30 protein-coding genes are annotated in these 25,588 nt (G+C 47.9%); 6 read left to right on the forward strand and 24 right to left on the reverse strand.

What is annotated here, in order from left to right:
- Positions 1-2 precede the first annotated feature (2 nt).
- The 7 genes from ybgC to NJR55_RS09880 form a co-directional block, all read right to left on the reverse strand.
- A complete protein-coding gene (gene ybgC / locus NJR55_RS09850; protein ID WP_253619776.1) occupies positions 3-413 on the reverse strand; it encodes a tol-pal system-associated acyl-CoA thioesterase in 411 nt (136 codons plus the stop codon).
- Positions 414-814: 401 nt separating this feature from the next.
- Positions 815-1,834, reverse strand: coding sequence for a Holliday junction branch migration DNA helicase RuvB (gene ruvB / locus NJR55_RS09855; protein ID WP_253619777.1), 1,020 nt, complete (start codon positions 1,832-1,834; stop codon positions 815-817).
- A 9-nt stretch (positions 1,835-1,843) separates the two neighbouring features.
- Positions 1,844-2,461: a Holliday junction branch migration protein RuvA gene (gene ruvA, locus NJR55_RS09860; RefSeq protein ID WP_110012731.1), complete on the reverse strand. Its 618-nt coding sequence runs from the start codon at positions 2,459-2,461 to the stop codon at positions 1,844-1,846.
- Positions 2,462-2,473: 12 nt separating this feature from the next.
- The gene (ruvC, locus tag NJR55_RS09865) at positions 2,474-3,010 is read right to left on the reverse strand and encodes a crossover junction endodeoxyribonuclease RuvC (RefSeq protein WP_253619778.1); all 537 of its coding nucleotides are present in this window, start codon (positions 3,008-3,010) and stop codon (positions 2,474-2,476) included.
- The gene (locus NJR55_RS09870; RefSeq protein ID WP_253619779.1) at positions 3,011-3,760 is read right to left on the reverse strand and encodes a YebC/PmpR family DNA-binding transcriptional regulator; all 750 of its coding nucleotides are present in this window, start codon (positions 3,758-3,760) and stop codon (positions 3,011-3,013) included.
- 16 nt (positions 3,761-3,776) lie between these two features.
- A complete protein-coding gene (gene aspS / locus NJR55_RS09875; protein WP_253619780.1) occupies positions 3,777-5,546 on the reverse strand; it encodes an aspartate--tRNA ligase in 1,770 nt (589 codons plus the stop codon).
- Between the two features lie 74 nt (positions 5,547-5,620).
- Positions 5,621-7,114: a diguanylate cyclase domain-containing protein gene (locus NJR55_RS09880; protein WP_253619781.1), complete on the reverse strand. Its 1,494-nt coding sequence runs from the start codon at positions 7,112-7,114 to the stop codon at positions 5,621-5,623.
- Positions 7,115-7,168: 54 nt separating this feature from the next.
- Here NJR55_RS09880 and cmoA point away from each other — a divergent pair, with 54 nt between their 5' ends.
- From cmoA to NJR55_RS09895, 3 genes are read left to right on the forward strand one after another with little or no spacing between them, the layout of a single operon-like run.
- Positions 7,169-7,900 carry a carboxy-S-adenosyl-L-methionine synthase CmoA gene (cmoA, locus tag NJR55_RS09885; protein ID WP_253619782.1) on the forward strand — a complete coding sequence of 244 codons (732 nt, stop codon included), beginning with the start codon at positions 7,169-7,171 and terminating at the stop codon, positions 7,898-7,900.
- Positions 7,901-7,908: 8 nt separating this feature from the next.
- Positions 7,909-8,880 carry a tRNA 5-methoxyuridine(34)/uridine 5-oxyacetic acid(34) synthase CmoB gene (gene cmoB / locus NJR55_RS09890; protein WP_253619783.1) on the forward strand — a complete coding sequence of 324 codons (972 nt, stop codon included), beginning with the start codon at positions 7,909-7,911 and terminating at the stop codon, positions 8,878-8,880.
- Between the two features lie 21 nt (positions 8,881-8,901).
- The gene (locus NJR55_RS09895; protein WP_253619784.1) at positions 8,902-9,795 is read left to right on the forward strand and encodes a LysR family transcriptional regulator; all 894 of its coding nucleotides are present in this window, start codon (positions 8,902-8,904) and stop codon (positions 9,793-9,795) included.
- 6 nt (positions 9,796-9,801) lie between these two features.
- Here NJR55_RS09895 and galU read toward each other — a convergent pair whose 3' ends face one another.
- Entirely contained in the window at positions 9,802-10,686 is an 885-nt protein-coding gene (gene galU, locus NJR55_RS09900; RefSeq protein ID WP_253619785.1) for a UTP--glucose-1-phosphate uridylyltransferase GalU, read from the reverse strand.
- Positions 10,687-10,789: 103 nt separating this feature from the next.
- Between galU and NJR55_RS09905 the strand changes: the two genes are divergently transcribed.
- The gene (locus tag NJR55_RS09905; protein ID WP_011234346.1) at positions 10,790-11,101 is read left to right on the forward strand and encodes a DUF6170 family protein; all 312 of its coding nucleotides are present in this window, start codon (positions 10,790-10,792) and stop codon (positions 11,099-11,101) included.
- Here NJR55_RS09905 and NJR55_RS09910 read toward each other — a convergent pair.
- From NJR55_RS09910 to ccmA, 11 genes are all read right to left on the reverse strand, one after another.
- The gene (locus NJR55_RS09910) at positions 11,070-12,059 is read right to left on the reverse strand and encodes a response regulator (RefSeq protein WP_253619786.1); all 990 of its coding nucleotides are present in this window, start codon (positions 12,057-12,059) and stop codon (positions 11,070-11,072) included. The genes NJR55_RS09905 and NJR55_RS09910 overlap by 32 nt on opposite strands.
- 73 nt (positions 12,060-12,132) lie before the next feature.
- Positions 12,133-12,867, reverse strand: coding sequence for an MlaA family lipoprotein (locus NJR55_RS09915; RefSeq protein WP_253619787.1), 735 nt, complete (start codon positions 12,865-12,867; stop codon positions 12,133-12,135).
- Positions 12,864-14,072, reverse strand: coding sequence for a c-type cytochrome biogenesis protein CcmI (gene ccmI / locus NJR55_RS09920; RefSeq protein WP_253619788.1), 1,209 nt, complete (start codon positions 14,070-14,072; stop codon positions 12,864-12,866). The genes NJR55_RS09915 and ccmI overlap by 4 nt, the downstream gene beginning before the upstream one ends.
- Complete coding sequence (locus NJR55_RS09925; RefSeq protein ID WP_253619789.1) at positions 14,065-14,526, reverse strand: cytochrome c-type biogenesis protein; 462 nt, start codon at positions 14,524-14,526, stop codon at positions 14,065-14,067. Before NJR55_RS09925 ends, ccmI begins: the two co-directional genes overlap by 8 nt.
- Complete coding sequence (locus NJR55_RS09930; protein WP_253619790.1) at positions 14,523-15,071, reverse strand: DsbE family thiol:disulfide interchange protein; 549 nt, start codon at positions 15,069-15,071, stop codon at positions 14,523-14,525. The genes NJR55_RS09925 and NJR55_RS09930 overlap by 4 nt, the downstream gene beginning before the upstream one ends.
- A complete protein-coding gene (locus tag NJR55_RS09935; RefSeq protein WP_253619791.1) occupies positions 15,064-17,019 on the reverse strand; it encodes a heme lyase CcmF/NrfE family subunit in 1,956 nt (651 codons plus the stop codon). The genes NJR55_RS09930 and NJR55_RS09935 overlap by 8 nt, the downstream gene beginning before the upstream one ends.
- Positions 17,016-17,498 (reverse strand): cytochrome c maturation protein CcmE, encoded by a 483-nt coding sequence (gene ccmE / locus NJR55_RS09940; RefSeq protein ID WP_253619792.1) that lies wholly within the window; start codon positions 17,496-17,498, stop codon positions 17,016-17,018. Before ccmE ends, NJR55_RS09935 begins: the two co-directional genes overlap by 4 nt.
- A complete protein-coding gene (ccmD, locus tag NJR55_RS09945) occupies positions 17,482-17,712 on the reverse strand; it encodes a heme exporter protein CcmD (protein ID WP_011234354.1) in 231 nt (76 codons plus the stop codon). Before ccmD ends, ccmE begins: the two co-directional genes overlap by 17 nt.
- Entirely contained in the window at positions 17,712-18,449 is a 738-nt protein-coding gene (locus tag NJR55_RS09950; RefSeq protein WP_253619793.1) for a heme ABC transporter permease, read from the reverse strand. The genes ccmD and NJR55_RS09950 overlap by 1 nt, the downstream gene beginning before the upstream one ends.
- Position 18,450: 1 nt before the next feature.
- Positions 18,451-19,134, reverse strand: coding sequence for a heme exporter protein CcmB (gene ccmB, locus NJR55_RS09955; protein ID WP_253619794.1), 684 nt, complete (start codon positions 19,132-19,134; stop codon positions 18,451-18,453).
- Positions 19,131-19,787, reverse strand: coding sequence for a cytochrome c biogenesis heme-transporting ATPase CcmA (ccmA, locus tag NJR55_RS09960; protein ID WP_253619795.1), 657 nt, complete (start codon positions 19,785-19,787; stop codon positions 19,131-19,133). Before ccmA ends, ccmB begins: the two co-directional genes overlap by 4 nt.
- A 78-nt stretch (positions 19,788-19,865) precedes the next feature.
- Here ccmA and NJR55_RS09965 point away from each other — a divergent pair, with 78 nt between their 5' ends.
- Positions 19,866-21,503 (forward strand): flagellar hook-length control protein FliK, encoded by a 1,638-nt coding sequence (locus NJR55_RS09965; RefSeq protein WP_253619796.1) that lies wholly within the window; start codon positions 19,866-19,868, stop codon positions 21,501-21,503.
- Positions 21,500-21,781: an EscU/YscU/HrcU family type III secretion system export apparatus switch protein gene (locus NJR55_RS09970; protein ID WP_253619797.1), complete on the forward strand. Its 282-nt coding sequence runs from the start codon at positions 21,500-21,502 to the stop codon at positions 21,779-21,781. Before NJR55_RS09965 ends, NJR55_RS09970 begins: the two co-directional genes overlap by 4 nt.
- Positions 21,782-21,787: 6 nt before the next feature.
- On the opposite strand, the gene NJR55_RS09975 is transcribed toward NJR55_RS09970, so the two are convergent.
- Genes NJR55_RS09975 through NJR55_RS09995 form a run of 5 tightly spaced genes read right to left on the reverse strand, consistent with a single transcriptional unit; the run spans position 21,788 to position 25,588 of the window.
- Entirely contained in the window at positions 21,788-22,240 is a 453-nt protein-coding gene (locus NJR55_RS09975; RefSeq protein ID WP_253619798.1) for a DUF2802 domain-containing protein, read from the reverse strand.
- Complete coding sequence (locus tag NJR55_RS09980; RefSeq protein ID WP_011234361.1) at positions 22,241-22,744, reverse strand: chemotaxis protein CheW; 504 nt, start codon at positions 22,742-22,744, stop codon at positions 22,241-22,243.
- Positions 22,745-22,765: 21 nt separating this feature from the next.
- Positions 22,766-23,635 (reverse strand): chemotaxis protein CheW, encoded by an 870-nt coding sequence (locus NJR55_RS09985; RefSeq protein ID WP_253619799.1) that lies wholly within the window; start codon positions 23,633-23,635, stop codon positions 22,766-22,768.
- Positions 23,636-23,638: 3 nt separating this feature from the next.
- Positions 23,639-24,415: a ParA family protein gene (locus NJR55_RS09990; protein WP_253619800.1), complete on the reverse strand. Its 777-nt coding sequence runs from the start codon at positions 24,413-24,415 to the stop codon at positions 23,639-23,641.
- 12 nt (positions 24,416-24,427) lie between these two features.
- Positions 24,428-25,588 (reverse strand): protein-glutamate methylesterase/protein-glutamine glutaminase, encoded by a 1,161-nt coding sequence (locus NJR55_RS09995; protein WP_253619801.1) that lies wholly within the window; start codon positions 25,586-25,588, stop codon positions 24,428-24,430.

Raw genomic sequence — 25,588 nt, forward strand, 5'->3', positions numbered from 1 at the left:
CTTTAAACCCCTGACTGAATACGCGATATTATCGGTTCCGGAATAGCGACAGCTTTCATCGCCTGGTTATCAATACAGGCTGCTAAAACTGTTGCCTGACAATGCACACTGCCATCCTTCGCCAAAACTTGTTGTTCGAAAACCAAAGAGGCTTTCTTAATCTTTGTTACTTTGACAGTGACTGTTAGTTCAGCATTAAACTTAGCCGCCTGCCGTAAATCCAGTTCTACCTTGCGAACCACAAAGGCTATATTGTGGGCTAACCAGGTATCCTGTTCAATCCCTAATGATCTTAACCACTCTGTTCGAGCTCTTTCAATGAACTTGAGATAATTAGCATAATAAACGATACCACCTGCATCCGTGTCTTCGTAGTAAACCCGGATAGGCCATTCAAATTCATAGTGAGACATTACCACCTCAAGTAAAGTTCCGAAAAGTTACCTTTGTGTAATATTTTGTAAAGAAGCCCTTAAAACTATAACTGGTCACTTTGTCAGCAGACTTTTTTTTATAACAGAACGAAAAGAACAAAATATCAACACGATGATTTTTAAGAGATTTTCTTTTTTGTTACAAATATGTTGCGCTTTTTTTGAACAAATAAGGCAACCTTCAGATTAGTTATTATAATGCGAACATCTAATTTTTCTTGTTTGATCAGAATCAGATTAACTTTATAATACTCAGCATCTCAAAGACGAAGAGATTGGTTGTCACTTTTTCTGAGATTGTTTATTCAGTAATAGTTCCCTGGATTTAACTTCCTTCTTGTTGTTCTGTTTGCCCGCACATTGTGCGGGCTTTTTTTTATCTACTTTTCGGGCTTTAACCCAAAATGCTGATAAGCTCTGGGAGTCGCTATACGTCCACGCGGCGTGCGTTGTAAAAAGCCCTGTTGAATCAAATAAGGTTCCAGAACATCCTCAATGGTATCTTTTTCTTCGCCTATCGCTGCCGCCAGATTATCTAACCCCACAGGACCACCCGTAAACTTTTCCATAATGGCTAAGAGCAGCTTCCGGTCCATATAATCAAAACCGGCCTGGTCAACGTCCACCATGGTCAACGCTGCATTGGCTGTTGCTTCGTCAACGTCACCATTACCTCTGACTTCTGCATAGTCGCGTACCCGACGCAATAAGCGGTTCGCTATGCGTGGCGTGCCTCGTGAGCGGCGTGCTATTTCCCGGGCTCCACCGTCGAGCATCCGAACATTCATAAAGTGAGCCGACCGCGCAACAATATCGGTTAATTCGTTCACATCATAAAATTCAAGACGCTGTACAATACCAAAGCGATCACGTAGTGGTGATGTCAACGCGCCAGCACGGGTGGTAGCACCAATGAGGGTAAAAGGTGGTAAATCTAATTTAATCGAACGCGCTGCGGGACCTTCGCCTATCATGATATCGAGCTGGTAGTCTTCCATAGCCGGATACAGAATTTCTTCGACAACCGGGCTCAACCGGTGAATTTCATCAATAAATAACACATCGTGTGCTTCGAGGTTGGTCAGCAACGCCGCTAAGTCACCCGCTTTTTCCAGAACCGGACCTGAGGTTGTTTTAATACTCACATCCAGCTCATTCGCTACAATGTTGGCCAGCGTGGTTTTACCCAGCCCCGGAGGACCAAAAATTAAAAGGTGATCCAGTGCTTCCTGACGCTTGCGCGCGGCCTCAATGAAAATCCCCATCTGCTCGACTACGTGCTTCTGCCCAGTATAATCCGCCAGAGTTTTAGGCCGTATGGCACGATCAACAGCCTCATCTTCACCCTGTACCTCGGGTTCAATGAGCCGCTGAGTTGGTATTTGATCGGCTTCTATCATGGGGCTTCCTTACGACAGCTGCTTTAACGCCAGTCGAATCAAGGTCTCACTGTTATGTTCTGCAGAGTACACTTTTTGCAGGGCTTTTTCAGCTTGATTTTCTTTGTACCCAAGTGACTGCAAAGCGCTAATGGCGTCAGTTCTTGCATCGGCCGGATGTTCTCCTGCATCCATACCCTGACTATCCAGCGGTGCGCGATCAGTAAATGGCGTAGACGGCTGCCAGTCTTTGAGTCGGTCACGCATTTCAATAACCAGACGTTCGGCGGTCTTTTTGCCTACACCTGGCAATTTCACCAAACGAGTAACATCGTTTTGGTTCACAGCCATGACAAACTCATCGGCTGACATGCCCGATAAAATAGCCAAAGCTAGCTTCGGGCCAACTCCCTGAGTTTTCAGTAATAACCGGAACAGCGAACGTTCTGAAGCTGAAATAAAACCGTACAATAGCTGTGCATCTTCGCGCACCACAAAATGCGTGATTAGTTTTATGGTTTCGCCTACCGGCGGCAATTGATAGAAGCAGGTCATTGGCAACTGAATTTCATAACCAATGCCCTGTACATCTAATACTACTTCCGGCGGCTGCTTGCTGGTTAGTACGCCCTGAATATGACCTATCACTTTTGTACTCCGTTAACGCAAACGCCCACGCACTGTCTTACGCGCAGCGCCTGCCATTTTTATCAGGTTTTGTGAACTGTGAGCATGACATAAGGCAACGGCGAGTGCATCTGCGGCATCTTCCTGAGGGCAACGCTGCAGATTCAGTAACGCCATAACCATATGCTGAACCTGAGACTTCTCGGCGCCACCGTTACCCACCACAGATTGTTTAATTTGTCGCGCTGAATATTCCGCTACCGGAAGCTCTGCACAAGCAGCAGCCACAATCGCCGCCCCACGCGCCTGCCCAAGCTTTAAGGCAGAATCCGGATTCTTTGCCATAAACACTTGCTCTATCGCGAACTCATCAGGTTTAAACTGAGTAATCAATTCGCTGACACTGTCATGTATACGGCGTAGCTTTTCCGCCAGGGTTAAAGGCTCTTTAGTGGTACCAATAACCTTTATACAACCACTACCAAGATAATTCAGCTGCCGTCCGCGCTGCTCTATAACGCCGTAGCCGGTCAGTCTCGAGCCCGGGTCGATACCCAGAATAATCGCCACTTAGTCGTCCAGTCGCGCAATGATCTCATCAGAGATATCGGCATTGTGATAAACGTTTTGCACGTCGTCTAAGTCTTCCAGCGCATCCAGCAGTTTTAAAAAGGTTCGTGCAGATTCCTCATCCAAATCAACGCGGGTGTCAGGCACCTGAGTTACTTCAGCGTTACTCGACTCTAGCCCTTTAGCATCCAGAGCATCTTTAACTGCACCGAAGTTCTCTGGCGATGTAATGACATCGATACTGCCTTCGTCATAAGCAAGAATATCTTCCGCACCGGCTTCCAGCGCCGGTTCCATAACCTGTTCTTCGGTCACATCGTCAGAATAACTAATTACGCCTTTCTTATTAAATAAGTAGGCAACAGAGCCGTCGGTACCCAAGTTACCACCTAACTTACTGAACGCATGACGAACATCTGACACCGTCCGGTTTCGGTTATCAGTCATGCATTCCAGCAACACGGCCACGCCGTTAGGGCCATAACCTTCATAAGTCAGCTCATCAACGTTATCGCCTTCAACATCACCCGAACCGCGTTTGACCGCAGTATCTATGGTGTCGCGCTTCATATTATTGGATAAAGCTTTATCGATAGCCGCACGTAAACGCGGGTTGGTTTCAGGGTCTCCGCCGCCTTCGCGGGCAGAGACCGTTATTTCACGAATTAACTTGGTAAAAATTTTGCCGCGCTTAGCGTCTTGCGCGGCTTTTCGGTGCTTAATATTAGACCATTTGGAATGACCAGCCATATGTCACCTCTGTTGATTACTCGTCTTCCTTCACAATACTTTTTACGCCCAGCTCTTGCAATGCTGCCGGGTTCGCTGCACCCGGGGCGTCGGTCAGAACACAGGCCGCAGTGGTTGTTTTCGGGAAGGCAATAACGTCACGAATGGAGCTTGCGCCAACCATTAACATCACCAGGCGGTCTAAACCAAAAGCCAAGCCCGCATGTGGCGGCGTGCCGTACTTCAATGCTTCCAACAGGAAGCCAAATTTTTCCTGAGCTTCATCTTTTTCAATACCCAACACTTCGAATACCGCTTGCTGCATAGCGTTTTCGTGGATACGAACCGAACCACCACCTAACTCAACGCCATTCAAGACCATGTCGTAAGCATTTGAAATAGCGGCTGCCGGGTTAGCTTTTAGCTCCTCAGGAGTCACATTAACCGGTGCTGTGAACGGGTGGTGTAACGCTGCCAGACTGCCGTCGTCGGCGACTTCAAACATTGGGAAGTCGACAACCCATAACGGTTTCCACTCGTTACTGACCAGTTCAAAATCTTTACCCAACTTCAGGCGTAAAGCACCCAGAGCTTCAGCAACAACGTTCGCTTTATCAGCACCAAAGAACAGCACATCGCCAGTTTGCGCTTCAGTGCGCTCTAATAATGGCTCAATAACTTCATCCGGCAAGAATTTAAGAATAGGTGATTGCAGTCCTTCCCGCCCTGCGCTGCGGTCATTTACTTTAATCCAGGCCAAACCTTTCGCACCGTAAATGCCGACAAATTGTGTGTATTCGTCAATCATCTTGCGTGAAACGTTTTCAGCCTGCCCCGGTAAGCGAATGGCAGCAACACGGCCTTCTTCGTCATTCGCCGGGCCAGAAAATACTTTGAACTCAACGTCTTTTAAGACATCAGCAACATCCATCAACTCCAACGGGTTACGCAGGTCGGGTTTGTCACTGCCAAAGCGGCGCATGGCTTCGTGCCAGGTCATGCTCGGGAACTGACCTAAGTCCACATCAAGTAACTGCTTAAACAAGTCACGAGCCATTTGCTCGGTAATTTGCATCACCTGCTCAGCACTCATAAAGGAGGTTTCAATATCAATTTGAGTGAATTCAGGCTGACGGTCAGCACGTAAGTCTTCGTCGCGGAAGCACTTCACAATTTGATAGTAACGGTCAAAGCCCGACATCATTAACAGCTGTTTAAACAGCTGAGGGCTTTGTGGCAGCGCGAAAAAGCGACCTTTGTGGGTACGGCTTGGCACCAGATAGTCGCGAGCGCCTTCCGGCGTTGCGCGGGTCAGCATTGGCGTTTCTATATCTAAGAAGCCGTTGTCATCAAAAAAGCGACGTACCGCGCTGGTTACTTTCGCCCGGAACTGCAGTTTTTCGTTCATTTGTGGACGACGCAAATCAAGGTAGCGGTAACGCAAGCGCGCTTCTTCACTCACCTGCTGATTAAAGTCGATAGGAAGCGGCTCAGAGCGGCTTAGAATTTCTAAGTCGGTAGCAAGCAGTTCAACTTCGCCGGTCGCCATCGTTTTATTTACCTGGCTTTCCGGGCGACGGTTAACTTTACCGCTTAAGCGCACGCAGAATTCCTGGCGCAGGCTATTTGCTGTTTCAAATAAGGCTTTTTGGTCGGGGTCAAAAACAACCTGCAACAACCCTTCCCGGTCGCGCAAATCGATGAAAATTAAGCCGCCTAAGTCCCGGCGTTTATTAACCCAACCACACAGCGTGACTTCTTGTCCCGCCAGTTCAGCATTTATTTGTCCACAGTAATGAGTTCGCATGCGCGTTTATCCTGCTAGCTGTTGCAATGAATGTTTTCACGAAGCGCAACATTATAGCGGACTGACGCCGAATGTCATCCGTCGTCGCCAGCCAGACGCACATCATTTTTACCAGCCGCTTTTGCCCGGTACATGGCTTTGTCTGCAGAGCGAAGCAAATCGTCAGTGTTGGTACCGTTCTTAGGGTAAATCGCAACACCAATGGATACACTAATTTCCAATTGTTGTTTTTTCACTTTATAGGGCTTGGCCAACTGCACAACCAATTTACGAGACACCGCCAGTGATGAACCGACATTGTTCGCTGTTGGCAGCAGGATAACGAATTCATCACCACCATGACGGCACACCGTGTCTGAACGTCTTAATAAAGTGCCCATCCGGTGTGCAGCCTGAATTAAGAGCTCATCGCCATAACTGTGCCCAAACTCATCATTTATTTTCTTGAATCCATCCAGGTCTAAAAAAAGCACAGCAAAGGGTTTTCCTGTTCTTTCATTCTGACTAATGGTTTGCTCCAGACGATCCTGCATTAAATTTCGGTTCGGCAGACCAGTCAGTTCATCGTGCGTTGCAATATGCCGAATGCGTCTTTCCGCCGCTTTACGCAATTTAATCTCCCTGCGTAAACGGCTATTCCAGATAGCAAAACCAACAATAATTAGTAAAACGACAGAGCCAACTTTCATGGCAATATCAAGTAGCTCTTTATTGCTCCAGCCCTGTTCTAAATGAAAACCGTACCATTTATTTTTTAGTTCATTACGTTCACTTTCAGTGACACTGTCAATGCCATGATTTAGAGCCATGACCAAAGGCTTCCAATCATCTCTCACCGCCAGATAAAGCTCTTCGCCCTGTGCATCATCAATGACAGAAAGTTCGGCTCCCGGCAGAGGTCGTTCCTGCAACTCATGAACCAACAACGGCAGGCTATCAACATAATAATCAACAGCACTATTACGCAGCAGATTGACACCCTCGCGTATGCCTCCCACTTCAATGGTTTGAACGCTACGCAGCTGAGACAGCTGTGGCACAATGTTGTAACCTTCGACCACACCAATTTTGCTATCGGTTAACTGCTCCAAATGCAGACTGCCGCTGCTCAGTTGAGTGGTATTCATGGAAGCTACAGCCCAGGGCGTTGACCAGTAACTTTGGGTAAAATCTATAAACTGATTGCGTTCAACGGAGTAAGAAACGCTGGTCAGTACATCAATCTCTTTGTTTTTTATCGCTTCAAGGCAGTCACGCCAATGGCCGCAGGGCTTCCAGACTATTTTTGCCGAAATGTCCTGGGTAAACTTTTTAATTAAATCAACATCGAGCCCTACAGCTTTCCCGTCTTTTATTGATACCAAAGGCTCCATCTGATCGGGCACACCTATACGCACCTCTTCATAGGCTTGGGTCCAGTTATCAGATTGGCCTGCATGACTATTAAAGACGGTTGTAGTAAAAGTGACAAAAATAGCACTTACTACACCTAAAGCTCGTTTCAATGTTTTACCCTCCACAGCGATAGCGCGGATTTTAGTCGAATATTGCCTGTGCGTCAGTAGCATTTATCGGTAAAATGCCTATTAATCTGAATTCTTTATCGAATAAAAGTAGCTTCTATGACGCAACATGACACGATATTTTCAAAGCCTCTGCCCAGCATCTCCGACTTCTGTTTTGACCAGCAGGTTGTCGAGGTATTCCCCGACATGATTAACCGGTCAGTCCCGGGCTACTCCAGTATCTTACAGACCTTGCCACAAATTGTTAGTCGCTATGTTCAGCCTAATAGCCATTTGTACGATTTGGGTTGTTCATTAGGCGCAGCCACCCTTGCTATGCGTAAAGGGTGCGAGCAGACAGAAAACTGTAAAATTATTGGAATAGATAACTCTCAACCTATGATAGAGCGTGCGCAACTGCACCTGGATGGCTTTAAAAGCCAGATTCCGGTTGAACTTCACTGTCAGGATCTAGCCGAAACCGAAATTAAAAATGCGTCAGTGGTCGTACTAAACTTTACTTTGCAATTTATTAGCCAGGATAAAAGAGACGAGGTTATACAAAACATTTTTAATGGTATGAATAAAGGCGGCGCGCTACTAGTCGCGGAAAAAGTACGCCATCCGGATGAATCTATGAATGATCTGCTCATTGAACTGCACCATAATTTTAAACGAGCCAATGGTTACAGTGAACTTGAGATTAGCCAAAAAAGAGCAGCAATCGAAAACGTGATGAAAGTTGATACATTAGAGGCTCATCAGCAGCGTTTTCAAAAAGCGGGTTTTCAACACAGCTCGGTCTGGTTCCAGTGCTTTAACTTTGCCGCCATGCTGGCCGTTAAATAAGGGATATTATGGTTAATTTCAGTAGAGAACTTAGCGCACTGGTGCAAAGTCCACACAGCCAGTGGCTGGATACTCTGGCACCACAACTCACAGCCTTTAAGAATAATCCTCACGGGAACTTAAAACGCTGGCAGCGGGTTCTAACACAGTTGCCAAATTTGACCGCAAAACAGGTTGAATTGTCCGATACCGTGCAGATCGGCAATGCCGATGAAGCCTCAGATGCCGACAGGGCTCGCTTAACCGGCCTACTCCAGCAGTTACAGCCCTGGCGTAAAGGGCCCTTTAATTTGTTCGGAGTGTTTATTGATACGGAATGGCGCTCTGATTGGAAATGGCAACGCGTAGCACCACATTTAGATGACTTAAACGGCCGTCAGGTACTGGACGTTGGCTGCGGTAGCGGGTACCACTTATGGCGGATGCTGGAAGCTGGCGCCGAGCAAGTCTGGGGTATTGACCCGGGCGAACTCTTTCTTATGCAATTCAGAGCCATTAGCCAGTTAATGCCTTTGTCGTGGCAGCAGCGGGCACATTTTTTCCCGGTTGGTATTGAACATATGCCGGAACTCAAAAGCTTTGATACCGTATTTAGTATGGGTGTACTTTATCATCGCCGCTCACCCGTCGAATTTTTACAGCAACTGAAATCTTTAATCCGCCCGGGCGGTCAATTGGTGTTAGAAACCATTGTTGTGGAAGGGGATGAAACCACCGTCATGATGCCTGGCGAGCGTTACGCACAAATGCGTAACGTCTGGTTTTTACCTAGTGCCAGTGCGTTATCCGTCTGGTTAGAACGGCTAGGGTTCAAAGACATCTCCGTAGTTGACCATAATACAACCTCAACCGAAGAACAGCGGCGCACAGATTGGATGAACGGAGAGTCATTAGCCGACTTCCTTGATCCAAATGACAAAAATAAGACTATTGAAGGTTACCAGGCACCGATTCGAGCAGTGATTACCGCTCGGGTTTAGCCCCACCGGAGTGGAATCAAGATGAGTGTTTACCGACCTAAATCGACCATTGAGCAATGGCGTATCCTGCAGGCTGTTGTTGACTGTGGAGGGTATGCGCACGCAGCTGAGGCACTGAATAAGAGCCAGTCGTCGCTCAATCACGCTGTTGCCAAACTGCAACAAGTGGTAGGCGTACAGTTACTGGAAGTCAGAGGCCGAAAAGCTCATCTAACAGCGGCGGGTGAAGTTTTGCTTCGCCGTTCACGTCAGTTAACCAACCTGACTGAAGAAATAGAACAATTGGCTGATAACCTTGAGCAAGGCTGGGAGCCGGAAGTTAAACTCGCGTTAGAAATGGTTTTTGACCGCAGCCAGTTAATTCCTGTGCTAAATGAGTTCCAGCAGCTTAGTCGCGGCAGTCGCCTGATTATCAACGACACTGTACTTACTGGCACCGTAGAGCAAATTCAGGAACAAACCGCTGATGTCGTTATTACGCACCACTTGCCCCGCGGCTTTATAGGGGAACCTATAGGTCAATACAGTATGGATTTGGTTTGTCACCCTGAACACCCGCTGGCACAACTGGAACAACCTATTAACCAGAACGAGTTGTCTCAATATTTACAAATAGTGATTCAGGATACCGGCAGCCAGCCGGTAGAAGACGAAGGCTGGTTAAAAGCCGAGCAACGCTGGACCGTCAGCCACTTTGATGAAGCACTCAGACTCATCCGAAACGGATTAGGTTTTTGCTGGTTACCAGGCTATATCTCTCAGCAAGACTTAGATGCAGGCCAACTAGCTCAAATAGAAGTTGAGGGAAGTAGTTCGCGCAAAGGCAGTTTGTATATGGTATTACCCAAAGCCGAACTGACTGGACCTTGTGCAAAAGCCTTGTCGGAACTGATACTTAAGTACCAGTCCCGCTAGAAAGGTTTACTTCAGAGACTGAATGTAGGCTTTCATGTCGGCACCTAAGTCAGGGTGGCGTAAAGCATGCTCAACAAAGGCCTGAGCGTACCCTAATTTATTGCCGCAATCGTGGCTCTTGCCTTTCATGTAATACGCATTAACCGGTTGTTTTTCCAACAACATCGCCATGGCGTCGGTCAACTGAATTTCATTACCGGCACCCACAGGCGTTTTCTCCAGCAGCGGCCATAAATCAGCAGAGAAGACGTAGCGCCCTACTACAGCTAAATCTGACGGCGCTTCTTCAACTGAGGGCTTTTCAACCAGCTGAGTAATACCGGCCTGTTCGCCCGGACTCAACTCCACGCCATTAATGTCTGCAATGCCATACTTACTGACGTCCTGCTGCGGCACTTTTTCGACCATAACCTGTGAATGGCCGCTCGCTTCAAAGTTTTTCACCATTTCAGCTAAATTATCGCGATTCAGTTTGCAGCTGGCGTCATCAACCAGAACGTCAGGTAATACGACAGCAAAAGGCTCATCTCCAATTAATGGGCGCGCGCATAAAACGGCGTGCCCCAAGCCTTTTGCAACGCCCTGACGAACATGCATAATCGTGGTTTTTTCAGGACAAATGGCTTTCACTTCAGCCAGCAGTTGGCGCTTTACCCGCTGCTCCAGAGTCGTCTCCAGCTCAAAACTCGTATCAAAGTGGTTTTCTATAGAGTTCTTACTTGAATGAGTGACCAGAATGACATCGGTCAAACCCGCTGCTGCGCATTCCTCAACAATGTATTGAATAAGGGGGCGATCGACCAACGGCAACATTTCTTTGGGAATGGCTTTGGTAGCAGGCAACATCCGGGTTCCGAGCCCGGCTACTGGAATAACGACTTTTTTGACCATAACAGCTGTCCTTAAATTCTGTTCACTTCAGAAGCGCAAGTTTATAACCTTTTCCCATGTTATAATGCAACCCAATTAACAAAATTCAAATGAAAGACTGACTATGGCTCTATATTTTTCTTCGCGTCACATTCCTCAACTGTCTAACTACAGCTTTACTCAGCGAGCTATGATTTTATCAATGGCACAGGAAAAAATGCCGGTGCCGCGCCGCCTCATTTGTAATATGGCTAAATTGGTGCCCATTTGTCTTATTTTCTTCTTTATTGTGGAAGTCGAAGGTTGGTGGAAAGTTCCTGCTTTATTAGCCGCAGGTATTGGTTACCCATTATTTACGCAACCTATTAATCTGAACATGTCACTGCCGTATCTTGATAAGGCCATCAAACAGTTTGAGGCACAGCAGTCACAGTAAGCTCCGTGTTTTCGTATCCGCAATGTAACTTATGTAAATGTTCTATGCGGTGCTCACGAAAATTAGCATGCTGCCAGATACCTAATGCCAGGTCGGGTTTTGCTCCCGGCTCTGGCTCAAATTTATCTCCAGCCTGAGCCCATACCCAACTGTGCTTTGCTGTATCAACAACGCCCACCAGAGCATCAAAAGCAGTTCTCACCTGTGAATGACAGAGCTCGTGATTCAAATGCTGTAATAACAGCGCGGGCGCAAGCAAGGTATTATCGTGGCCGGACAAATGCTGGCGGATAAGCGGGTCAATAAGCGTTTTCAATACCAGTAAGGGCAGCAGGTTCTGCTCCGTTGCATTTTGCGCAGCAGCCATAATGACTAAAACCCTGCCCTCGGTTAAAGGCCGGTAATCAATCCAGACCGGAGCCTTTCCTGAGTCATTGATCGAGCAGTTAAATTGGTAGTCATTAAGGTTTAATGGCCCGTCCGGCAGCAACTCCTCAACCAGCCGGCCAACTATCACATCGTCCTGATATAAAATATCAATATGCGCGTCCAGCTCCCACACATCGTGCAGATAGGTTTCTTCCAACTGGTAACGTTGCAGGCAATTCTCTATCGCGTTTTCAATCACACTAAGGCTCTGCACAGGTTTAACCAGATAATCCCAGGCGCCAAGGCGAACAGCTTCACGAATATCAGACATTTTTTCAGAAGCTGAAATGACAATAATTGGAATTTGGGTGCAAACCTTGAGCAACTGCTCGATGACTTCCAGGCCGTCAATGTCCGGCAGTTTTAAATCGCACAGCACAATGTCCGGGCATTGTTCCTGACAAAGCTTAATACCTTGTTTTCCATTATCTGCACAACACACATCATAACCGCTATTTACCAGATACTGTCTGACGACAGACTGAAATACCGGATCGTCTTCAATTAATGCGATGTGTGCTCGGGGCATTGTCACTTCTTAGTTATGACTCATGCCCTAAGCATTGTTCAGGAATGGCTAATCGTCAACAAGACTCATCGACTCATTCGTCGTAATCGTCGAAGTCTTCATCCCATTCATCGAAATTTTCTTCTTCAAGCGGCGGGTTACCATCAAACACTTGATCCTGCCAGCGCTGATAATAAACGTCTTTAACAAAAGAGTAAGGATCGAGGGAGTTTTCCAGTACTTGCTCCTGATCACGCAAGCGCAGGCGCAGTTCCAGCCCTTTAATGGCGTAACGAGCTACATCTACCGGCCAACTTAACAAGGGGTATGGAAAATATTGGCCATCGGCATAGTCGCCTCCCCGGTCTACTACAACGGTTGGGCCCAAAAGCGGCAGCATTAAATATGGGCCTTCCGGAACGCCCCAAACTGCTAAGGTCTGACCGAAGCTTTCTTCCCGCTTGGTAAGACCCATGGGAGTTGCCACATCGAACAGACCGACTAAACCAACCGTGGAGTTGACGACAAAACGCCCCAGTGAAATGCCAGCATCGGCAACTTTCCATTGCAGTAGGTTGTTCACAAAAGATGAAGGTTCATCAAGGTTCTCGACTGCATTGTATAATGAGTCTCGAATTGGCTGAGGAACATATTCGTAGGTTTCTGCCGCAGGTTTTAACACCGCTTTATCAACATCACGGTTAAATTCCCACATATCGCGGTTAAAATCTTCAAACGGGTCACGTGGGTCGGCATAAGGGTCTTCAGGTGTCGATGAACACCCAACCATAAAAAGGGAAGCCAACAGTAAAAAAACATATTTTTTCATTCGTCAATCCGGGTCGATAAAGTCAAAGTTAATTCAGTTGAACCGTCAGCCTGTATAGCCACAGTTTCAGCTTCCAGATCACCCTCCTGGCGATCTATTTTTTCATCCTGCGAAATACGTGCATGCACCAACCACTCGTCGAGGTCACTCAACTTATAATCCGGTAACATGGCATTATTATTCGACAAGGTCACAGTCACAGGGAACTCACCGACTGACTGACGGATAACCGCCGCCGGCATAGGCTGCTCAGAGCCTGTAACATAAACGAAAATCGTACCATCAGCAGGTAAATAACGACGCATTCCATCACTTAGCTTAACAGTGACCTTTAGCTCAACTTCAGATTTCTCCTGCTGAGTTTTCGCATTTTCCAGCGCATTAACAACTGCCTGATACCTATTGGAATTTTCTGGTAAACGCTGTTTTAATAATTGCCATGCGTTAATAGCCTGCTCCCAGTCCTGACGTTCGAAAGCAACAAAGCCCAGTAGTGATAAAGCTTCGATATTATCAGGTTCCTGCTGCAGCGCATGAGCTAACATACGAGCCGCTTTAGGCTGCCCACCTTCAACTCCCGACATTAATAAAAATCGGCTATAACTGACTAAGGTATTTACTCTGTCAGGCTCAAGCTCCAGAGCCTTCTGAAAAGCTTTATCCGCCTCTTCGCCTGCTCCCAGATCAACCATTAATCCGGCGTAAATCCACCAGGCAACCGCGTCATCCGGTTCACGCATCAGTTTCTGACGTAACCCCAAAGCAAAAGTATTCAAGTCTTCACGGCTAGCCTGCTGGCTTTGTTGCTGCAACAATTTTTTCCCTAACTCAGGTAACTGTTCGCGCGCATCTTCAGCCTGCAGCTGTAACTGCCAGCTGCCAAATGCCCAGTAAAGGCCGGAAGATATAGCCACCAAGAGTATCACAGGCACAATCACAGGTGCCCGCTGCCAGTTAACACTTTCTTCAACATCCTGACTGTCATTCAAAAAGGTTTTATCCAGCTCCTGCTTTGCATGCTGATAATCTTCTTCCGGCAGCCCGTGCTGAGAGCGTTCTTCTTCAAGCTCGGACAGGCGTTGTTCGTACCAGCGCTGATTTTCATCCTGACGTTTCTGATAACGTCTTTGCTTTCCCGTAGCAAGAAATACGAACACTACAGCAACGAGCAACATCAACAACATTAGTAACCATAAACTACTCATCGCCCGACTTCCTCAATTGCTGTAAACGCTCTCGTTCTTGTGGTGTTAATTCAACCGCCGCTTTTTTCTTGCGAGTCAAGCCAATGGCTACACCAATGCCAATAACAACTATCAGTAAAGGGCCCCACCAAAGAATACTGGTAGCCGTTGTAAAAGGTGGCTGGTAATGCACAAAATCGCCATAGCGGGCGACCATAAACTGAATAATCTCTTCCCGTGACTTGCCCTCTTTTAACATCTGATAGCTACGATCACGCATATCTTCTGCCAGAGGCGCATTAGAATCGGCAATATTTTGATTCTGGCACTTGGGGCAACGCAACTCTTTGGTTAGCTGTTGGTAGGTTGCGCGCTGTTGTTCGTTATCAAACTTATAACTGTTCTCATTTTCCGCCGATGCTGCAGAAATCAATACAAACACCGCGGCAACAGTCACTAGCAATGAACGGATCATTCGGCCTCCTCCAGCAATTGCTGGTAAATGCCTTGCAGTTGATTTGACCAGTTGCGTTCATTAACGTCACCCACATGGCGATAACGAATCACGCCGTTGTGGTCAATAAAATAGGTTTCTGGGGCACCGTAAACACCAAATTCAAACGCAACCTCTCCCTGCGGGTCAAATAAATTCACCGTGTAAGGGTCACCCAGTGTATTTAGCCAGTTAACGGCTTTTTCCCGGGAGTCGTCTTTATAGTTAAGGCCGACAATTGGTATACCTCTTGAGGCTAGCTCATTGAGAAACTCGTGCTCAGCGCGACAGGTTGGGCACCAGGTAGCCCAAACGTTAAGCAGCAAAGGACCCTCGTGTAACACTGACTGGTCGTAAGTCACCTCGGTATCATAAAGATCACTCACTTCAAACTGCGGCACAGGTTCATCAATTAACGCTGAATTAAGCTCAGTTGGGTCGCTACCAAGGCCTTTAAGTAAAAAGCCCACCAAGCCGATGAATAGAACCAGCGGACCGAATAAGATCAACCAGCGAAACTTAGTCATTGGTCATCTCCTTTTTGCCACGCTTACGATAACGTTTATCAGCAAATGCCATAGCGCCACCTATTGCCATGATAATAGCGCCCAGCCAAACCCAGCGGACAAAAGGTTTTATGTAGAAACGAATGGCCCAGGTTTCATCATCCAGAGGTTCGCCCATGGCAATATAGATATCGCGTAACAAACTCGCATCGAGTCCCACTTCGGTCATGCTGGTACGCTGTACCCGATAAAAACGTTTCTCGCTGGTTAACTGCGTTACTTCCTGCCCGTCTTTGTAGACAGTAAATACTCCCTGATCGGCATCGTAGTTAGGTCCTTCCCTATGCTGCAGGCTTTCGAACACGACGTTATAACCGATAACATCAACCGATTGCCCCGGCGCAAGCGCAATATCGCGCTCCTGCTCATAGTTTGAAACCAGTGTGATGCCGATAAGCGTTACGGCAAAACCTAAATGCCCCAGAACCATTCCCCAATGGCTACCGGAAATTTTGGTCAGCCCGGCCCAACCCTGCTTGCGTTGTTTTACCGTTTGCTGGACTTCGGTCAGTGTAGCCAGAGCCACCCAGAACGCCAGAAACAGCGCAATAACCACCAACGCGGGTAATTCGTCGGCCCAAATCTTCGGCAGCGTGTAAGCCAGAATCAGCGCCAAAGAAAGTGCTAACGCCAGCGGTTTCAGAAGTGGCTTCATAGCTTGTCTGCGCCAGCGCATTAAAGGCCCAAGACCCAGCATTAATGCAAATGGAATAACCAGCCAGCTATAAATTTCGTTGAAAAACGGTTCGCCAATAGAAATGGTGCCAAGTCCAATTTCTTTATGGACTAGAGGTAACATGGTTCCCAGAAACACAACCACCATGGCCGCCATTAACAAGACATTGTTACCCAGCAGCATCACTTCTCGTGAAAGCAGTTCATAACGGCTGTAACTTTGCATCTTACCCGCACGTAGGCCGTAAAGAATAAGCGAGCCGCCGACAACCAGCCCCAGCAGTATCAGAATAAACAAACCTCGGGCGGGGTCGGTTGCAAACGCATGCACTGACACTAAAACGCCGGAACGTACCAAAAAGGTACCTAATAAGCTTAAACTGAAAGCGGATATAGCCAGCAATACCGTCCAGGACTTAAAGCTGCCACGTTTTTCAGTTACGGCAAGGGAGTGCAGTAATGCCGTTCCTACCAGCCACGGCATAAAGCTCGCGTTTTCAACCGGGTCCCAGAACCACCAGCCGCCCCAGCCAAGTTCGTAATATGCCCACCAGCTACCAATGGCAATACCCAGTGTCAGAAAAATCCATGCCGCGAGAGTCCAGGGACGAGACCAACGTGCCCAAGCTGCATCAAGCTTGCCGGACAATAAAGCAGCAATAGCAAAAGCAAAAGCGACAGAGAAGCCGACGTAGCCCATATACAGCAACGGCGGATGAATGATCATTCCCGGGTCTTGCAGCAGCGGATTGAGATCGCGACCGTCAACAGGAATGAGAGGCAAACTGGGATCAAAGGGGTTCGAAACCGTTAGCATAAACAAATAGAAGCCAATGCTGACCAGCCCCAGAATGGCAAGCACCCGGGCTATCATCGGCAATGGCATAGAGCGGGAAAATATCGCGACTGCGGCTATCCAGCCTGCCTGCATTAGCATCCAGAGAAGAAAAGAGCCCTCATGTGACCCCCACACCGCGGTAACCCGATACGCAACCGGTAGCTGACTATTCGAGTTTGCCGCGACATAAGCAATACTAAAGTCGTTACTGACAAAGCCCCAAACTAATAAAGCAAAAGCGATAGCGGTAAAGAAAAACTGGCCATAGGCAAACGGCCGGGCTAAAGCCATCATGCCGCCGTTTCCTTTCGCCGCTCCCCATAAAGGATAAACAGCCAGCAATACAGAAAAGGCCAGCGCAATCGCTATGGCAAGATGTCCTGCTTCAGCAATCATTGCCCTTCACCTTCTTCAACTTTATTTGGGTTTACATGTTTGATGCCCTTCATCTGCTCTGCCAGTTCCGGCGGCATATATTCTTCGTCGTGCTTGGCCAAAACTTCACTGGCTTTTAACACGGTAGGTTCAATCAATTCCCCCTGAGCGACAATACCTTGTCCCTCGCGGAATAAATCCGGCAAAATTCCCTGATACAACACAGTGACTTCGGGGCCAATGTCTGTAATTTTAAAGGAAACTTCTAAAGTTTCGCGGTCACGCTCTACCGAACCTTCAACCACCATACCGCCAACTCGCATCCGCTGGCCAACCTGAGGTTTTTGTTTATCCTTGCCCTTGCCTTCAACCAGTTCCGTCGGTGTATAAAACAGATCGATGCTTTGGCTCAATGCATACAGCATCAGTCCCGTCGCTACCGAAACTCCAATCACTAAAATAGCGACCCAGGTTAAGCGTTGTTTACGTCTTGGGTTCATTACCGTCTCCTACTGCTGCACGGTTGGCTGTGCGTCTGGCTAAGCGTTGTTGACGCTGTTGTAACTGCCGGCTTTTCTTAACCAACTGTCGTTTTGCCAATAAAGTTTCTAACGCAACTCCGGCAAGAACAACAAAACTTAAAAAGAATGACAACCAGACATAAAGTCCGTACCCCCCCATAGCGACGAAGTCAGTAAAACTGTCAAAAGCCATTAGTCTTGCTCCAGTCGTTGCTGTGCCCAGGGGCGGTGTAATTCGTGTCTTAGTATCTCATTTTTTAACCGCATCATCACCAAGGATACGGTTAAAAATGCAAAGCCGGCCAAGCAGATTAATAACGGAATTAACATACTGGCGGCTATAGAAGGTCGTTCAAACTTGGTAATGGTCGCGCCCTGGTGCAGGGTGTTCCACCATTCCACCGAAAAATGGATGATGGGCAAATTGATAACACCCACTAAAGATAAAATAGCAGCAGCCTTGGCACCGGTTCTGGCGTCATCGAAGGCAAAATACAACGCCATAACACCGACATAAAGAAACAGCAAAATCAGTTCAGAGGTTAGCCGTGCATCCCACACCCACCAGGTTCCCCACATGGGTTTGCCCCAAATAGCCCCGGTTAACAAGGCAACAACGGTGAGTGCCGCACCAACAGGCGCAATTGCCGGAATAGCCCACTCCGCGGTTTTAATCTGCCAGATGAGCGCAATGCCTCCCATAATGGCCATGCCCATATAAGCACCCATAGAGAAAATCGCCGCCGGCACATGCAGGAAAATAATTCGGTAACTGTCACCCTGCTGATAATCTCCCGGAGCAAATGCCAGCCCCCAAATTACACCAGTAATAAGGGTTACAAGTGTTAATGCCACGAACCATGGCAGCAGCTTTTGCAACAGATTATAAGTTGCTTCGGGTTTTGCGTACGGATGTAACCATCGCCACATATCAATTCACACTCATTCTAATGCCAGCTGCTACAGCCAGCGGAGCCAATGTTACGGTTAAAACTGAAATTGCCGCCAGTATCGCTAACTGACCATGAACTGCAAGCCCCATTGAGGCATTTTCGACTGCCGCCGTGGCAAATATCAATAAGGGAATAAAAAGCGGAATTAAAATTAAACTGACCAGCGAACTTCCGCGCTGAACCTGCAAAGTTAACGCTGCACCAATAGCTCCCAACGCACTTAATGCCGGAGTTCCCAGAAACAAAGTTAACGCCAGTGCCCACCACCCCTGCAACGGTAAACTCAACAGCAAAGCCAGAACGGGTGACAGAATAACCAGCGGTAAACCACTTAACAGCCAGTGCGCCATCATTTTCGCAGTAACCGTAAAGGCCAGAGGCTGCGGCAATAAACATAACTGCTCCAGGGTACCGTCCTGAAAATCGTCACGAAACAAGCGTTCAAGCCCCAACAAACTGGCGAGTAAAGCGGCTACCCAGATAATTCCCGGAGCAATACGAGCCAGAATATCAGGACCGGGACCAATGCCTAGCGGAAACAACGTCACGACCATTAATAAAAAAAGCAGAGGGTTTAAGGCATCGCTGCGTCGCCGTGCGGCTATTCGCAAGTCACGCTTCAGCAAGGTTAACCAGGTTTGTCTATTCGAAAGCTGGCTCATAGCACCTCGCCCCGATATTCCAGAGACAGTTTTTCAGGCATTAAACCCGACAAAGTCAGTGACTGATGCGAGGTGAAAATAATGGTGCCACCAGCATCTAAATGCTCGACAAAACGTTGTTGTAATAAAGCTATTCCCTGTACATCCAAAGCGGTAAAGGGCTCATCTAATATCCACAGCGAAGCCTGCGTCGCCCACAACCGGGTTAATGCAACTCGGCGTTGCTGACCCGCAGACAGTCGCGTGGTTAATTCATCTTCTAACCCCAGCAGTCCAAGCTTCTCGAGCAAATCCCAGGCATCAACGTTTTGCACAGAAGACAACTGCTGCTGCCAGTGAAAGTTCTCCAGCGCACTTAGCTCGCCTTTAATCGCAGCTTTGTGCCCAATAAACAGTAACTGCTGACAATACTCCGACCAGTTTTGATTCAGCGGATTACCGTCAAAAAAAACAACACCGTTGGAGGGTTCCAGCAATCCGGTAAGAATTCGCAGTAACGACGATTTTCCGGCACCATTAGGCCCGCTAACCTGCCATAACTGACCAGCGCTCACTGAAAAGTCGAGATTTTCAAATAATACCCGCCCTCCACGGATTGAGCTTAGCCGCTCTGCGTGCAATAGTGGGCTGTTGGTGGAAACAACTTGTGTCATGCGGATTTTACAACCGGAACCTTACTGGTAAGCTGACGCAAATGCCCAAGATTCTACCATAAAAATTAGGTAAAGCGCATGGCTGATATTAAGCAACTGTTACAACAAATGATGGCCTCTCCGGAACGAACCTTAGCTCGTGCCGAACAGCAGCAATTGTCCAGTCTAATGCGCATTTTTAGCGGCTCCGCCTCTGGTGGCAATTCAACCGCAGCCACAACTCAGGCTCCGCAACAGGGTAATATTCCAACACCTTCGATAAATGCAGGCTTGCTGAATCAGGCAAATACAACCAGGTTACTTACCCAATTATTGGTTCAGATCAGTTTACCGGTAACTTTTGAGCCCGCGAAAGGCCAACAACCACCTCGTATTCAGGGTAACAACTGGCAATGGCCTAACCCACCCAAAAATATTCAGCCGCCATTAACGGCAGCAACGAAATTGCAACTGACAATAACTCAGCCAGATCCTAAACAACCCATAGTTCGTCTAGCTCTTAGTACCGGTGCAACAAAGCCAGTGGTTGTTGCAGAGATGCCGGTAACTCAACTGCCACCCAAGTTGATTAAAGCCTTTGTTGAGCATGGTCGGGTTGCTACAGTGCAACCGACACCGCAACAGCCCGTAACATCAAAGCCAGGCGCTCAACCCGTTAACCCGCCAGTGAGTCAACCAAACGTCGTTGCCCAACCCTCGCCGACACAAAAAGTGTCGATACCAACGGCAACCGGGTTAGCAATAAAACAGGCTCAACAAATAACACCCAAACAATTTCAACAGGCATTGCAGAACTTTATACCGGAAAGCCTGCGGCCGTCGCCCTCATCGACAAGCACAACTGAAAGTGTTCAGCAGCCGACGGCCCGATTGTCAGCAGACGCAGCAAGAGAAGCATTGCAGTCGCCACCTAAGGCGTTACAGCAGCTTTTAGTCAAAGTGCTTCAGCAAATGCCAACACCGGATTCCATGCAGCGCCCCCAGGCATTACAGAGCTGGGTCAGCGACTGGTTTGCGGCACGCCCGGTCAGCGCTCAACCCAGTCAGCAAATGGGAGGTTTAGGGCAAATGCTAATGACGCTGCTGGGGCTGGCAATGCAGCAGCAACCGGAAACGACCAGCAATAGTTCAGCAGCGAGAACCTCACCAAATCAGTTTACTCAGGCTTTGATCCAGCAGGTACTTAACCCTGCCCCTGAAAATGCAGGCGAAGTGCGCGAGCGCATTAATGCCCTGTTGCAACAATTGCCGCAACAACAATTGCAGCGGCTCTTACAGCTTTTTACCGGTATTCTTAACTCAGCGCAGAGCAGTCAGGCCAGGCTCCAGGATTCACCTGCTCAACAACCGGAATATTACATTCTGCTACCCGCTGATACACAAAAGCCCCAGCAGCATGAACTGCTTATTCGCAGTGAACGCGAAAGTAACAATAAAGGAGAAGGTGGCCGAACCTTATGGTTATTTACCCTACGCTTTGAACTGGAAAGTACCGGCCCTTTACTGGTTAAAGGTCGCTACCACCCACAAGGGTCATCAGTTGACTTCTACACTGAAACTAAAGCAGCGCAAAACGTGGTTGAGAGTAATGTCGAAAGGCTTGAGAAAAGGCTTGCCGAACTGGAAGTTAACAGCATTAAGCTTCGGGTTCAGCAAGGCAAAATTCCGGACAACCTGGCGCAGCAGCACAGCGGGATTATTCGGGTGACAGTATGAGTGACAGAAAAGAAAAACAAGCTATAGGTTTGTCTTACGACGGCTTTAATGCGCCTAAGGTTATCGCCCGTGGGTTCGACGAACTTGCTGAAGAAATTATTGCCGTTGCAAAAGAGCATGGCGTCTTAGTTCATGAAGACCCTTTGCTGTCCGATTCGCTGGCCAAACTGAATGTGGGCGATGAAATTCCACGGGAGTTGTACATTATTATTGCTGAGATTATTGCTTTTGCTTACTTACTTGATGGGAAATTCCCAAGACAATGGGAAGAGGGTTAAGCCGCTTTATGCGCCTTTTTTATGCAACGAGGTTAATAACTCAGCCTCAGCCTGAGGCAGGTCACATTCCTGCATCAGTTCTTCAACACTGGCTCCACTCGCCACTAACTTAGCTGCGCGCTGATAAAGCTTACTACCCGGGTCCTGCTCCGCAACTTCTTGCAACCTTTGCTGTAACTGCTGTTGCTCCTCGTTTAGCTGCGCAACTTGCTGTTGCAACTGAGCAACCACTTGCTGCTGAGCAAAGTCGGTCTTAGAGGAGGCTTCAGAGGGATCCTGTTTGAACTGTTCCCGTAACGACAACACTTCACTGGCGGTTTCCGTCAGCATGAGCAAGCGCTGCTGCTGACGTTCAATGAGCTCAGCTTGCCGCCGCGAGGTAATAACCACCGCGACTAAAGCAATAAGCGCCAGCCCAAGAGCCAGCGCCGAAATAGCAAACAACCAGTTCGTCATCATTTAGCTCAGACGGGAAATTTCATCCCACTCTTCATCGGTGAGCATTTTATCCAGATCCACCAGAATCAAGAGTTCGTCATCTCGGTTACTTACGCCCTGAATAAAACGAGCACTCTCGTCAGTACCCACATTCGGAGCACTATCAATTTCTGAGGTTTTCAGATAAACCACCTCGGCAACGCTATCGACCAGTATGCCAATAACCTGCTGTTCAGACTCAATGATCACAATACGTGAATTGTCAGTGACTTCGGTGGTCTGCAAACCAAAGCGCAGGCGCGTATCAATGACGGTCACCACGTTACCGCGCAAATTGATAATACCTAATACGTAACTGGGTGCACCGGGTACGGGAGCAATTTCGCTGTAGCGCAGCACTTCCTGAACCTGCATTACATTGATACCGTAAGTTTCCTGTTCCAGCTGGAAAGTTACCCACTGCAGAACTTCGTCATTCCCATCAACGTCAGTTTCATTCTTGATAGCGCGATTGTCTTTACTCATCTCTTACTCCGCCATGCGTTATTAATCTTGCTGGATATGTCCCAGACCTTTATCCAGAAGTGTAATCAATGCGTTAACATCCAGCAATGCACACATTCTGTCACGGACAACCCCGGCAAGCCAGGGTCGCTTATTATTTGTTTCCTTACGCCACTGAATCGATTGCGGCTGCAAAGGTTCACTGGTCACTAATTCTTCACACAACAGTCCCCATGGGCTGTCATTCAAAGTAATTAAATACTGATAATCTAAATTCTCTTCCAGCTCCGGCGTACATTTTTCCGGCATGACCCAACGAGCCGTATCAACCACCTGCAGTTTATTGTCACGCTCAGTCATAATACCGCGGAACCATTTAGGTTTTCCCATCAGCGGACTAATTTTGCCCAGTTGATGGATGCCTCCCAGGCTTTTTAGCGGCACGGCCAGAGTTAAGCCCGCGACTTTAAAAAATAGTGCCTGAAAGTCCTGTTCCATATACTCTGACATCGCGTCAGGAAGAGGCTCCGCAGGAGGCTCAGAAACTTCCGAAATTTCAGTTTCCACTGCTGTTTCGGTGTCAGTATGTACTTCCGTATCAACGTCTGTCTCAGTGGTTTCCAGCTCGACAGTTTCTGTTTCAACTTCTGTTTCAACTTCTGTTTCTGTAACCGTTTCAACCTCTGGTTCTTTATAGCTATCGTCCGCTTTTGCAGAAACTAAAGGTAATAAATCCTGTTCACGGTTTAAACTAACCGTTTCCTCTTCAGCAACAGCCTGAATTTTAGGTGCCGCTTGCTCTAACAGTCGTTTAACCGGTTCATTATCAAACTCAACTGTTTCTTCCTCAAGCAGTAAAGCGTTGAGGTATTCTGCCATAGCGGCTTCACTGTTATCGCGTTTAGTCGTCATAAATCAACGCTCTTCCAGCTGCTTCAAATTAGTTAATAGTGACTGGTAAGCCAACACCCCTCGCGATTTCGGTGCATAAGCAGAAGGCGTGAGCTGCTCATTAGAGGCATCGCGGAATTTCGTATCTATTGGGATCATGCCATTCCAGACCGAGCGACCATAACGTGCAATGAGTTTCTTATACGTTTGCAAAGACGCATTGGTTCGCTTGTCATATAGTGTCGGGATAATCGTATAAGCGTAATTCTCACCGCGAGATTTATGTATTAACGTTAAGGTCCGCATCATGCGCTCTAACCCTTTTAGCGCTAAAAACTCGGTTTGAACCGGAATCAATACTCTCTGGCAACAGGCAAGTGCGTTAACCATAAGAACGCCCAGCACCGGCGGCACATCAATAAGTACGTAGTCGAAATCGTCGGCGACCATTGCCAGGCCACGTTTTAACACCAGCCCCATGCCGTCCTGAGTGCCAAGTTTACGATCTAGCGTAGCCAGTGCCATAGTGGCAGGCATAACGCTCAGATGCTTAAACTGGGTAGGCAAAATACTGCGGCGCATCAAATCAGCGGTGACAGCTTTACCGGCACTGAAAACATCAAAGGAGCCGGATTCCAGCGATTCTGAATCAATACCAAAATAATAGGTTAATGACGCATGGGGGTCAGTATCAATACAAAGGACTCGTTTACCCTGTTCAGCCAATAGGCCTGCCAGCGCAACGGTTGTGGTGGTCTTTCCGACCCCGCCTTTTTGATTAGCTACCGTCCATACGATCATTCACTCATCCTGCTATAAGCCGCTGTAACCGACTTCTTTCATAATAGCCTTGGCCATTCCTTCAAGGCTGATACTGCGGGTTGAAATGCCCGCCTGAGCAACCGCCTGAGGCATCCCGTACACAACACAGCTGGCCTGATCCTGAGCCCAGATAGTCGCGCCCTGATCTTTCAGCATCCGCGAGCCGTCACGGCCATCAGCGCCCATACCGGTTAAAATGACACCCAGAACTTTACCCATATAGGTTTTCGATAAGCTGGCAAAAGTTAAATCGACACTCGGCTTATAAGTAATGCGCCCGCTAGTATCATCTTTTATCCGCAGTCTTGCGCTGCCCGGACGACCTTCAACCATCATTTGCTTACCACCCGGTGCTAAATACGCGGTTCCGGCTTTTAGCACATCACCGTCTTCGGCTTCTTTAACATGCACCTGACACAGACCATCCAGACGCTGTGAAAAGGCTTTGGTAAAAGCCGCAGGCATGTGCTGAACCATTACAATAGGGTAAGGAAAATTACCGGGTAATTGGGTGAGTATTTTTTGCAATGCGACAGGGCCACCGGTAGAAGTTCCTATCGCCAGTAATTGGTAAGCCCGGTTGACTGTTAAAGCGCCAGCCGATGTCGCTGTACGCGCATCACTTTCGCGCTGACTTTGCAGCTCATTATTACGTTGCCGAATACGATCCAGCGCTGTAGTCGGCTCTGATGGACGTTCGGGTTGCTTCGCAACAGGCGGCGGTGTCGATGGCCGCGCAGTCGTTCTGCTTACCGGCTGTCGGGCAATTGCTATAACGCGATCCTGCAGAGTTTTTACTGCCTCATCACGGTTACGGGCGATATCTTCAAACTTCTTCGGCAGAAAGTCTGCGGCTCCCGCCTCGAGCGCATTCAGCGTAGCTGTCGCACCCTCATGAGTCAGTGAACTGAACATCAAAATAGGACACGGGTTGCTGCTCATAATGGCTTTTACAGCATCAATGCCGTTCATTACCGGCATTTCAATGTCCATGGTAATAACGTCAGGCTTAAGAGTTCGGCTTTGTTCTACCGCTTCTTCGCCATTATTCGCACTACCAATCACTTTAATGTTGGTGTTGTCTTCTAAAATCTCAGTTACCCGGCGTCTGAAAAACGCCGAGTCGTCTACCACGAGAACTTTTACAGTCAT

The sequence above is a fragment of the Idiomarina rhizosphaerae genome (assembly GCF_024159085.1).
Classification (GTDB): Bacteria; Pseudomonadota; Gammaproteobacteria; order Enterobacterales; family Alteromonadaceae; genus Idiomarina; species Idiomarina rhizosphaerae.